General features: G+C 60.1%; 10 protein-coding genes and 1 pseudogene. 8 read left to right on the top strand and 3 right to left on the bottom strand.

Features of this window, described 5'->3' with window-relative positions:
• Positions 1–471: a hypothetical protein gene (locus CR105_RS10330; RefSeq protein WP_099788376.1), complete on the bottom strand. Its 471-nt coding sequence runs from the start codon at positions 469–471 to the stop codon at positions 1–3.
• Between the two features lie 131 nt (positions 472–602).
• Here CR105_RS10330 and CR105_RS10335 point away from each other — a divergent pair, with 131 nt between their 5' ends.
• The 3 genes from CR105_RS10335 to CR105_RS10345 all read left to right on the top strand — a co-directional run bounded on the left by CR105_RS10335 (position 603) and on the right by CR105_RS10345 (position 4,668).
• Entirely contained in the window at positions 603–1,400 is a 798-nt protein-coding gene (locus CR105_RS10335; protein WP_099788377.1) for an alpha/beta fold hydrolase, read from the top strand.
• Positions 1,401–1,495: 95 nt separating this feature from the next.
• Positions 1,496–2,065: a dCTP deaminase gene (gene dcd / locus CR105_RS10340; protein ID WP_099788378.1), complete on the top strand. Its 570-nt coding sequence runs from the start codon at positions 1,496–1,498 to the stop codon at positions 2,063–2,065.
• 128 nt (positions 2,066–2,193) lie between these two features.
• On the top strand, positions 2,194–4,668 hold the full coding sequence (locus tag CR105_RS10345) for an outer membrane beta-barrel family protein (RefSeq protein ID WP_131021858.1): 2,475 nt from the start codon (positions 2,194–2,196) through the stop codon (positions 4,666–4,668).
• Between the two features lie 166 nt (positions 4,669–4,834).
• Here CR105_RS10345 and CR105_RS10350 read toward each other — a convergent pair.
• Positions 4,835–5,626, bottom strand: a pseudogene (locus CR105_RS10350) (Orn/Lys/Arg family decarboxylase); the annotation flags it as partial.
• A 172-nt stretch (positions 5,627–5,798) separates the two neighbouring features.
• On the opposite strand from CR105_RS10350, the gene CR105_RS10355 reads away from it, so the two are divergent.
• The 4 genes from CR105_RS10355 (at position 5,799) to CR105_RS28840 (ending at position 8,347) form a co-directional block, all read left to right on the top strand.
• Positions 5,799–6,719, top strand: coding sequence for a hypothetical protein (locus tag CR105_RS10355; RefSeq protein WP_229413847.1), 921 nt, complete (start codon positions 5,799–5,801; stop codon positions 6,717–6,719).
• A gap of 111 nt (positions 6,720–6,830) precedes the next feature.
• A complete protein-coding gene (locus tag CR105_RS10360; RefSeq protein ID WP_131021904.1) occupies positions 6,831–7,292 on the top strand; it encodes a hypothetical protein in 462 nt (153 codons plus the stop codon).
• Between the two features lie 630 nt (positions 7,293–7,922).
• A complete protein-coding gene (locus CR105_RS29230) occupies positions 7,923–8,045 on the top strand; it encodes a cysteine peptidase family C39 domain-containing protein (protein ID WP_267873892.1) in 123 nt (40 codons plus the stop codon).
• A gap of 20 nt (positions 8,046–8,065) precedes the next feature.
• Positions 8,066–8,347 carry a cysteine peptidase family C39 domain-containing protein gene (locus CR105_RS28840; RefSeq protein ID WP_229413855.1) on the top strand — a complete coding sequence of 94 codons (282 nt, stop codon included), beginning with the start codon at positions 8,066–8,068 and terminating at the stop codon, positions 8,345–8,347.
• Positions 8,348–8,515: 168 nt separating this feature from the next.
• On the opposite strand, the gene CR105_RS10370 is transcribed toward CR105_RS28840, so the two are convergent.
• Positions 8,516–10,768: an arginine/lysine/ornithine decarboxylase gene (locus CR105_RS10370; protein ID WP_099788381.1), complete on the bottom strand. Its 2,253-nt coding sequence runs from the start codon at positions 10,766–10,768 to the stop codon at positions 8,516–8,518.
• Between CR105_RS10370 and CR105_RS28280 the strand changes: the two genes are divergently transcribed.
• The gene (locus tag CR105_RS28280) at positions 10,767–10,907 is read left to right on the top strand and encodes a hypothetical protein (protein WP_180288150.1); all 141 of its coding nucleotides are present in this window, start codon (positions 10,767–10,769) and stop codon (positions 10,905–10,907) included. The genes CR105_RS10370 and CR105_RS28280 overlap by 2 nt on opposite strands.
• Positions 10,908–11,088: the final 181 nt, after the last annotated feature.

Consider the following 11,088-nt stretch of genomic DNA (forward strand, 5'->3'; position numbering starts at 1 on the left):
TTAAGCGCGGACCCAGTGCATGACCCAGTTCTCTTGCCACGTCTGGCCGTCGTCGCGCGAGAGCGCCTGGTGCCAGCGGCAGGAGTCGGACGAGATGCTGTCCCACACGCCGCGCACGAGGGTGGCGCCGGCGGCGTCCGAATCGGCGCTGTCCCACACGCCCACGCCGTCAGTAAAACTGCCCCAGGCAGGAGTGTTCAGTATCCCGCTTCGCCTGTTGACCCAATGGTCGGCCCACAGCTTGCGCTCGACGTCGAGCAGCCGGATCCCCATGCCGCTGAAGTTGCGGGACGGGATGCGCAATTCCTCGACGCTCGCAATGCCCCCGAGTGCCGCGTACACGGTGGCGTCGCCATCGAACGCGTCCCACTGATTGTCCTTCAACTGGCGATGCGCGATCTTCCAATGGCCGGTCAGAAAATCGAAATCGCCGGCTTTGCCCGTCGCTGCCGGCTGGCTGCTGTTTGTCATGCACGTCTCCTTGAAACTTCACAAGGTACGCGCCAATCAGGTCACATTCGGCCCTGCTTGCTGTTCAATCTCCGGCAGAGTAGGGGAATCCTTCTAGCTGCGCAGTTAGCGGGCGCATTACAATTGTGCCCATGACAAAACACCTTCTGCATTTCACGCACGGCAACGGCTTCCCGGCAGGCGTCTATCGGCGCTTCCTCGATGGCCTTGGCGACGAGTTCGATGTTCGCTCGACCGACATGGTCGGCCACGACGACGCGTTTCCAGTGTCGGACGGCTGGCCGGAGCTGGTGGCCGAACTGATCTCGCGGCTCGAGGCATACCCGGAGCCGGCAATCCTGGTCGGCCATTCGCTTGGCGGCATGCTCAGCCTGATGGCCGCCAAGCAGCGCCCGGACCTGGTGCGCTGCGTCGTGATGCTCGACTCGCCCGTGGTGTCGGGCTGGCGCGCCTGGCTGTGGCGCTTCGCAAAGGAGCGCGGCTGGGACGACCGCTTCTCACCGGCCAAATCGTCGCATCGCCGACGCACCGTGTGGCCGGACGCGCAGGCCGGCTACCAGCACTTCGCCTGCAAGCCGATCTTTGCGGCGTGGGCTCCTGGGGTGCTGGAAGACTACATGCTGCACGGCCTGATGCCGCATCCGGATGGCGTGCAGCTGCGCTTTTCGCGCGAAGTCGAAACCGATATCTACCGCTCGCTGCCGCACCACCTGGGCACGCTGGTGCGCCCGCCGTTTCCGGTGCCGATCGGCTTCATCGCCGGCGACAACTCGTTCGAACTGCGCCAGGCTGGACTCGATGCGACGCGCCGCCTGGTGGGCGAGAACTTCGCCGAGATCAAGGGCGGACACCTGTTCCCGATGGAGTCGCCCGACCTGGCGGCGAAGCTGACGCGCGAGATGATTGCGCGGTTGCTGGCGGCATCGTAAATAAATACCGGGCGGATAAATTCGCGTAAAATCGCTGCATCCGGCGCGCCGCGCGCGCCCAGCATCGATTACTACTCTATGGAAAAGCCCCCGCGATGACTATCAAAAGCGATAAATGGATCCGCCGCATGGCGCTCGAAACCGGCATGATCGAGCCGTTCGAACCTGGCCAGGTGCGCCAGGACGCCGAAGGGCGCAAGACGATCTCTTACGGTACCTCGTCATACGGCTACGACATCCGCTGCGCCGACGAGTTCAAGATTTTCACGAACATCAACAGCACCATCGTCGACCCGAAGAACTTCGATTCGAATTCCTTCGTCGACGTCAAGAGCGACGTCTGCATCATCCCGCCCAATTCGTTCGCGCTGGCGCGCACCATCGAGTACTTCCGCATCCCGCGCAATGTGCTGACGATCTGCCTGGGCAAATCGACCTACGCGCGCTGCGGCATCATCGTCAACGTGACGCCGTTTGAGCCGGAGTGGGAAGGCTACGTGACGCTCGAGTTTTCCAACACCACCCCGCTGCCGGCCAAGATCTACGCCGGCGAAGGCTGCGCGCAGGTGCTGTTCTTTGAAAGCGACGAGGTCTGCGAGACGTCGTACAAGGACCGCGGCGGCAAGTACCAGGGACAAAGCGGCGTGACATTGCCAAAGGCTTGAGTCCTGCGTGCGGCCGGACCAATCGAAAAGCGCCTGCGGGCGCTTTTTTTTCGCTCGGCGCGTCTGGCCTTAATGACAAAAAGATGATACTTTCCTAGAGTTAACTTTTTGATTTTGTTAAAGAATTCATGCATATACGCCATTTCGCCGCACCCCATTCCTTCCCCTGCAAGGCCGTTCCCGCGGCGATCGTCCTGCTGGCGTTGAGCTGCCACGCCCACGCCCAGACGGCGCCGGCCGAGCCGGGCGCGCCGGTAGCCGCCAAGGCCGCCACGCCAGCTGCGTCGGCCGCCGCCAAGGCCGACCCGAAAGCGGCCACCGCTGCAGCCGCGCCGGCGCCGGAGGGCCCGATGCAAGTGGTCAACGTCATCAGCGAGCGCGACACCAACCGGGTCGACCGCCAGGTCTACGACATCAAAACGGGCGCCGCCACGGCGGGCGCGTCGATCGGCGATATCCTCAACAACGTGCCCTCGGTCAACGTCGATCCGAACGGCACCGTGCGCCTGCGCGGCAGCGAGCGCGTCACCGTGCTGGTAGACGGCAAGCCGACCGCGCAGCTGCAGGGCGAGAACCGGGCGGCGGCGATCAACGCCTTGCCGGCCGAGAACTACGAGTCGGTCCAGGTGATCAACAACCCGGGCGCCGAATTCGGCAACGAAGCCGGCGGCGGACCGATCCTGAACCTGATTTCACGCCGCTTTACCAAGCCGGGCGGCAACGGCAGCGTGGCGGCCAACGTCGGTCCGGACGGGCGCCGCAACGCCTTTGCCAACGGCAGTTATAGTTCCGGCTACGCCTCCGTCAACGGCACCTTGAACGTGCGGCGCGACGGCAACGACATCGAGTCGACGCAGCTGCGCGAGCGCATTGACCCGCTGACCGGCGCCGTCAGCCGCCTGCGCCAGAACGTCGCGCGCGAAGCGATCAGCGACTTCGTCCAGGCCGGCGTGGGCGGGCGCTACAACTACAACGCGCGCGATACCTTGACCGCCTCGGTGTCGGTCAACCAGCGCGGCAACGACGCCAGCGCCAACGAACGCTTCACCGATCTGGGCGCCGGCGTGCTGCCGCTGGTCGATTATTCGACCCGCCGCACCACCGATGGCGACGCCCGCAACTACGAACTGGTGACGGGCTTCGAGCGCCGCTTCGCCGCCGATGGCCAGACGCTGAAAGTGGACCTGCGCCATTCATCCAACAACAACGTCAACGAGACCGCCACGCTGTACCAGGGCCTGGTGATTCCCGCCACCGGCGCGCCTAGCCTGCGCGACTACACACAAAACGGTCAGACGCGCCTGCGCCTGACTGACCTCAGCTCCGATTATTCCGGCAAGATGGGCGCCGGCTTCCTGACTACCGGCGGGCGTTGGCAGCGCCATCGTCAGACTATCGACAACCGTTACCTGTTCCTCAGCGGCCTGATCCTGGACACCCGGCGCAGCAACCTGTTCGAGCTGGACCAGGACGTGGTGGCCGCCTACGGCAGCTATGAGATGCCGATCGATAAGCTGTGGTCCGTCAAGGGCGGCTTGCGGGTCGAGCATACCGACCTCGCGCTGGACCAGGTCACCAGCGCCATCGAGGCGGGCCAGAACTACCTGAGCTATCTGCCCAGCCTGTTCCTGACCTACAAGCTGGACAAGAACTCGAATCTGCGCCTGTCGTACGCCGAGCGCATTTCGCGTCCCAGCGCAGGCGAACTGAACCCGTTCGTCAATTACGCCAACGATTACTATGTCAGTTCCGGTAATCCGCGCCTGCGCCCGGTCAAGCTCCATTCGCTCGAGCTCGGCTACGAAACGCGCGTCATGGGGCTGATGCCGGTCACCTTGCGCGGCTACCTGCGGCGCGAATCGGACGTCATTACCGACCGCCGGATATTCTTGACCGAGAATACCTTGCTGACCACGCGGGAGAACCTGGGCGACCGCCGCGCCGGCGGCGTCGAGTTTTCGGTGATGGGAATGGTGCCGCCGGGCTTCCGCGTCGCCGGTATCGCTTTGCCCAACATTCGCTTCATGTTCAACGGTAACTGGGCCTATACCCAGCAGGATCGCCTTGATGCATTCGGCCTGACCGGCGACAAGCGTTCGACGTCGTCGCTGCAGTTGCAGGGCGGCGGGCAATGGCAGATCAGCCCGAACGATGTGCTGAGCGTGATGGCGTTTCACCAGGGACGGTTGTTGTCCGGTGAAGGCTATCGCGAGCCGTTCGGCACGATGAACCTGGCGTACGAACACAAGTTCAGCCCGCGCCTGTCGTTGAACATACGCGCCAACGACGTGCTGCGCTCGTCCAACCAGAAGTTCCGCGTCGATACGCCCACCTTGCGCGACCAGACTGACACCATCGTCAACCAGCGCCGCGTCTACGTGGGCTTGCGCTATACCTTCGGCGGCGTGACCGGCAACGATGCCGTGCGCAATGCGCTGCAATCGGCCGGCGTCAACGCCGACAGCCCGGCGGCGCGCGAAGCGATTCGCATGATGCAGGCCGCGCAAGCGGCCACGCCGGCGGCAAAGGCAGAACCGGCGCCGGCGCCGGCACCCGCTCCAGCGCCTGCCAATCCGCCAGCACCGCAGACAACCCCAGCGTAACACCTCGATGGTTTAGTCGAAAAAAAAGAGCCATTAAAGGCTCTTTTTTTGCTCTAACACTCGTCGGCGAAATGGAATTCCCGCGTGCGCGGGAATAACGGTCTTACTGTCATCGCCTCGCGCTCAGCGAGAGCGGGTCTGACTATAGTCAGACCCTACAAACGTCTCATTGGTTCCGCACGCAGTCGACAAAGTAGCCGCGCTTGCCGTCGACTTCGCGTTTGACCAGGCCATGGACGTCGGTCTCGAAGCCGGGGAAGCGCTCGTTGAAATCGCGTGCGAAGCGCAGGTAGTCGACGATCGTCTTGTTGAAGCGCTCGCCGGGAATGAGCAGCGGGATACCCGGCGGGTATGGCGTCAGCAGGATCGCGGTGATGCGGCCTTCCAGTTCCTCGATGGCGACACGGTCGATTTCCCGGTGTGCCATCTTGGCGAATGCGTCCGACGGCTTCATCGCCGGGATCATGTCGGACAGGTACATCTCGGTCGTCAGGCGGGCGACGTCGTAGGCCTTGTAGAAGTCGTGGATCAGGTCGCGCAGGCCCATCGCTTCGTAGCGCGGGTTGGCGGCGGCGAACTGGGGCAGGATGCGCCACATCGGCTGGTTCTTGTCGTAGTCGTCCTTGAACTGCTGCAGGGCGGTGACGAGCGTGTTCCAGCGGCCCTTGGTGATGCCGATCGTGAACATGATGAAGAACGAGTACAGCCCGCACTTCTCGATGATGACGCCGTGTTCGGCCAGGTACTTGGTGACGATCGACGCAGGGATGCCGGAGTCGCTGAAGACGCCGTCGAGCGACAGGCCAGGGGTGACCACGGTCGCCTTGATCGGGTCGAGCATGTTGAAGCCGGGGGCTAGATTGCCGAAACCGTGCCAGTCGTCCTCGGCGCGGATCATCCAGTCGTCCTGGGTGCCGATGCCTTCTTCGGAAGAGCCGCTCGGACCCCATTCCTCGAATCATGCTCTCGTGTTCGCACGGAAATGCACGCTAGGCACAGAATCATTGCCGCACGTCAACTCCAGCTTTAGCCAGAAAACTATCCTTAATGAACAATGGCGGCACGATTTAACGCTGATGGATTTCTAGCGGTTGCCCCGCTGTTGACAACCTAAGACAGGGGGCGTTCAGATGACGCGCGAAACAAAGCTGGAAGTAGCACGTAAAAGCAGGCGCAAAAGCTGCAGAACACTTGGGGTTGTATTGTTGACCTTATTGCCTCGTCTAGCGTTCGCCGACCTGCCGCTCACGGTTGAACACATCATCACTGAACGAGGCAAGGTAAAACTAGACCTATCGATTGGTTACGCAAATAGCGACCGCCAGGGAGTTTCGGCAGCAGAGCCCATCTCTGTGCAGACCGGTCCTACCTCATTTATCGCAATCCCAACGCAGTTTGGCGAGAGTATTGGGAACAGCGACACCACCGTTACATCGCTGGGTCTGCGTTATGGACTCACTGCCAAAGCCGAGATTTATGCGCGCCTGAGCGGGCTGATGTCAAACCAGAGAAGCAGCGGCCTCGGGCAATCCGTCGAAAAAAATGAATCGCGGTTTGTCGATGCATGGGCAGGAATAAATTATCAATTTAAAGATGACGGATATACACCTGCACTTGTGGGTTTTGCAGAATTAGCCCTGAGCGAGAAGCATCGTAGTAGCACCTCCAGATTTAAGTCAGTAATGTTTGGCGCCACCACATACAAGGCCATCGACCCGGTGGTGTTCTCGCTCACCGCCGCCTACCGCTACAACGGGAGCCTTCAAGAAATGGAGCAAAGATACGAGCCAGGCAACCTACTCTTGATCAACCCTTGCGTCGCTTTTGCGGTAAACGACCGCGTGACTCTATCCACGGATGTGCAATGGACCCGTCTCAGCGCAAGCAGGCTCAGCGGCAACTCTCAGGGTATCGCTCGAACTGCTACTGATCTGGTTCTGGGCGTCGGCTACGCCATCAACAGAGACAACACAGTCAACACCACCTTCAAGGTCAATGCTTCGGGCCGCGGGGGTTCTGAACTGCGACTCAACTGGCTCTACACTTTTTGAAGAGAAGGACGGGCCTCCGGGGCCCAGCAGAAATTGGTAGTGCCCAGCACGACCAAGGCGCCTCGATGTTACCTTTTCGAGGCTTATTATGTCGTTTCAAAAGGAGCGTAAATGATAAAGTCTAAATCCGTAAAAATTGCGTTGGTTGCAATATGCCTGTTGTCTACTCAAGCGCAAGCGAGTGACGCAATGGTCGAAAGTTCTAAACTCGTACCAAATGCCGGTTTCAACCAAACGGATATTAACTCAATGTTCGAGCAGCCTGGGCGGTCGATGCAGTTGGCAAAGCTTTCAGGCCAAGAAATGAAGGAGACCGAGGGGGCGTTCCTCAATTTCGCCATTGGAGCGGTCGTCGGGGTTGGCGGATATGTCTTGATTGCCTCTGCCACGGATACACCCATGACTTGGCAGGGCGCGGGTTTTTCGGCGGGAGTGGGGGCGCTGACAAGCGGCTTGGGGGGCGCACTGATTGGGGCGTCGGGCGGTGGAATTGCTGGCAACGTTGCATGGCGGCCAGCGATGCTGGCGACAAACTTCGGCGCTGCTCAATTGCGCAAAGCTAGAGGTTGGTAATAGTAAAAACTCTGCGATTATCAAGATCGCAGGGTTTTTGTAACATAGGGGAAAGAAATGAGTCTAATGATTGAGGTTGCAAGCTTTTTGGGCGGCGCTATGTCGGAGTATGCCCAGCGGAAGTGTTGGGGGAGCATAAAAATTTTTATAGTAACTTCTTCGATTTTTTTTATGCTTTTCTCTATATATTTTATACTTTTCCCTCCAGCTAAGGGGCTATTATTCGGAGTTTCTGGATCTGCCATTTTGGCGTTAATCCTCGGCTTAATTAATGTGGTATTTATTCGGCACGCCATCAAGCGAAAAAATGAAAGCTCGCGCGACCATGGCTAGAATTTTAGTTCGGCTCGGTATTGTCACTGCAATACTTGCATCGCGAACATTGGCGGCGAATCCGCAGCCGGAAAATTCTACTATTTGGTTCTCAGAGTCAAGCCCGAACCGCCACTCAACCAGACCGGAGGGCGCGCCTCTGATCACTCACGCTGCCCACACCGTATCCCTTGGTAAAAGTTGGAAAGCGTTTCGTGACGATAAAATAGTTAAGCAAGACCTCGACTATTCCTGCGGCGCCGCATCTCTTGCGACTTGCTCAATAGTTTTTATGGACAAGAAGTAACCGAGAAAGGCTTGCTCAACGCCATGAATAAAGGCGATAACCGCGCCAGCTTTGAAGATATGGCGCGTATTCTGCCGCAGTTTGGGTTCAGGGCGGAGGGTTTTGCCGCGAGCTGGGAGCGCTCGTCCGTTTAAAAATTCCGGTTGTCGTGTATGTGCAGCACGGCAAGGACGACCATTTTACGGTGCTACGCGGACTTAACGGCGACACCGTTTGGCTTGCCGACCCAAGTCTAGGCAACCGCACCTACAGTCGCCAGCAGTTTTTGGCAATGTGGCAGACACGAACTAGCTCAAACGACGCACTTGCGGGTAAGTTCCTCGCCGTTCTGCCTGATAGCCCAAGCGTAACCCCACGAGATGGTTTCTTCACAAAATTTCCTCGGCGTCAAAGCGCTAGCGCCGCAGGCCAACTGACGTTTCGAGCGCAACGTTAACTCATCCGGGTTATCGCAAGCGTGATATCTCAACAGAAGGGCAATAGGACACGCATTTGCGATAAGAACTATCCAGTATTGCTGTCCACTAAGTCACCCTTCGCTGGCTTGCAACGAATGCGACACACGTCACACAAACGGAGTGCGACGTAGGCGAACCCGAACTAGCTAGTTCCGCACGCAGTCGACAAAGTAGCCGCGTTTGCCGTCGACTTCGCGTTTGACCAGGCCATGCACGTCGGTCTCGAAGCCGGGGAAGCGCTCGTTGAAATCGCGTGCGAAGCGCAGGTAGTCGACGATCGTCTTGTTGAAACGCTCGCCGGGAATGAGCAGCGGAATGCCCGGCGGGTATGGCGTCAGCAGGATCGCGGTGATGCGGCCTTCCAACTCCTCGATGGCGACACGGTCGATTTCGCGGTGTGCCATTTTCGCGAATGCGTCCGACGGCTTCATCGCCGGGATCATGTCGGACAGGTACATCTCGGTGGTCAGGCGGGCGACGTCGTAGGCCTTGTAGAAGTCGTGGATCGACTGGCACAGGTCGCGCAGGCCCATCGCTTCGTAGCGCGGGTTGGCGGCGGCAAATTGCGGCAGGATGCGCCACATCGGCTGGTTCTTGTCGTAGTCGTCCTTGAACTGCTGCAGGGCAGTGACGAGCGTGTTCCAGCGGCCCTTGGTGATGCCGATCGTGAACATGATGAAGAACGAGTACAGCCCGCACTTCTCGATGATGACGCCGTGTTCGGCCAGGTACTTGGTGACGATCGACGCAGGGATGCCGGAGTCGCTGAAGACGCCGTCGAGCGACAGGCCAGGGGTGACCACGGTCGCCTTGATCGGGTCGAGCATGTTGAAGCCGGGGGCTAGATTGCCGAAACCGTGCCAGTCGTCCTCGGCGCGGATCATCCAGTCGTCCTGGGTGCCGATGCCTTCTTCGGAGAAGGTGTTCGGGCCCCAGACCTTGAACCACCAGTCGGCGCCGAATTCTTCGTCGACCTTCTTCATCGCGCGGCGGAAGTCGAGCGCTTCGAAAATCGATTCTTCGACCAGCGCGGTGCCGCCGGGCGCTTCCATCATCGCCGCGGCGACGTCGCACGAGGCGATGATCGAGTACTGCGGCGAAGTCGAGGTGTGCATCAGGTAGGCCTCGTTAAAGGCGTCCTGGTCGAGCTTGACCGTTTCCGATTCGCGCACCAGCACCTGCGAAGCCTGCGACAGGCCGGCTAACAGCTTGTGGGTCGACTGGGTCGAGAAGATCATCGACTCCTTGGCGCGCGGGCGGTCCTTGCCGATCGCGTGCATGTTCTTGTAGAAGTCGTGGAAGGTGGCGTGCGGCAGCCATGCTTCGTCGAAGTGCAGGGTGTCGATCTTACCGTCCAACATTTCGCGCAGCGTCTCGACGTTGTAGACCACGCCGTCGTAGGTCGACTGGGTAATCGTCAGGATGCGCGGCTTCTTGTTCTTCGCTTCGCGCGCGAACGGATTCGCCTCGATCTTGCGGGCGATCGACTCGGGGGTGAATTCCTCGAGCGGGATCGGGCCGATGATGCCGAGGTGATTCCGGGTCGGCATCAGGAACACGGGGATCGCGCCGCACATGATGATCGAGTGCAGGATCGACTTGTGGCAGTTGCGGTCGACGACGACGATGTCGCCTGGCGCGACGGTGGAGTGCCAGACCATCTTGTTCGACGTCGAGGTGCCGTTGGTGACGAAGTAGCAGTGGTCGGCGTTGAAGATGCGGGCGGCGTTGCGCTCGGACTTGGCGACCGGGCCGGTGTGGTCCAGCAGCTGGCCGAGTTCCTCGACGGCGTTGCAGACGTCGGCGCGCAGCATGTTCTCACCGAAAAACTGGTGGAACATCTGGCCGATCGGCGACTTGAGGAAGGCGACGCCGCCCGAGTGGCCCGGGCAGTGCCACGAGTAGGAGCCGTCGTTGGCGTAGTTGACGAGCGCGCGGAAGAACGGCGGCGCCAGGCCGTCGAGGTAGGACTTCGCTTCGCGGATGATGTGGCGGGCGACGAATTCGGGGGTGTCCTCGAACATGTGGATGAAGCCGTGCAGTTCGCGCAGAACGTCGTTGGGGATGTGGCGCGAGGTGCGCGTTTCGCCGTAGATGTAGATCGGGATGTCGGAGTTCTTGTGGCGGATCTCCTTGACGAAGGCGCGCAGCGCGGTGAGCGCGAAGTCGGTCTCGTCGACCGAGCCGCCGCCAAATTCCTCGTCGTCGATCGAGAGCACGAAGGCGGAGGCGCGCGACTGCTGCTGCGCGAACTGCGACAGGTCGCCGTAGCTGGTCACGCCAAGCACTTCCATGCCTTCCTTTTCCATCGCGGCGGCAAGCGCACGGATGCCCAGGCCAGAGGTGTTCTCAGAACGGAAATCCTCGTCAATGATGACGATGGGGAAACGAAATTTCATGGACAGCTCCAAAGCGAAGCGCCGTGAGCGCAATCCACGCCGGAAAAGGCAGGATGCAGGTCACGGCACCGAAGAAAAAGAAGAAGCGGATTTTCGCAGAAATGTCCGCAATCCGGTGGAAAGATTTTCGTCAGGGTAGCCGCCATCGGGCAATCGTGTCGCACTACATGCAGCAGGGATATATTTTCGGCGGTGAATACGCCGGCGCTACGCGCCACTGCCCGCTTCCAGAGGGGCCATGCGAGGGGCAGCATAGGCCAAGCCGATCGTACGCGCCGCGCCAACATTTAACAATTATGGACCGCCACCGACCCATCGAA

The organism is Massilia eurypsychrophila, assembly GCF_002760655.1.
Classification (GTDB): Bacteria; Pseudomonadota; Gammaproteobacteria; order Burkholderiales; family Burkholderiaceae_D; genus JAFCUW01.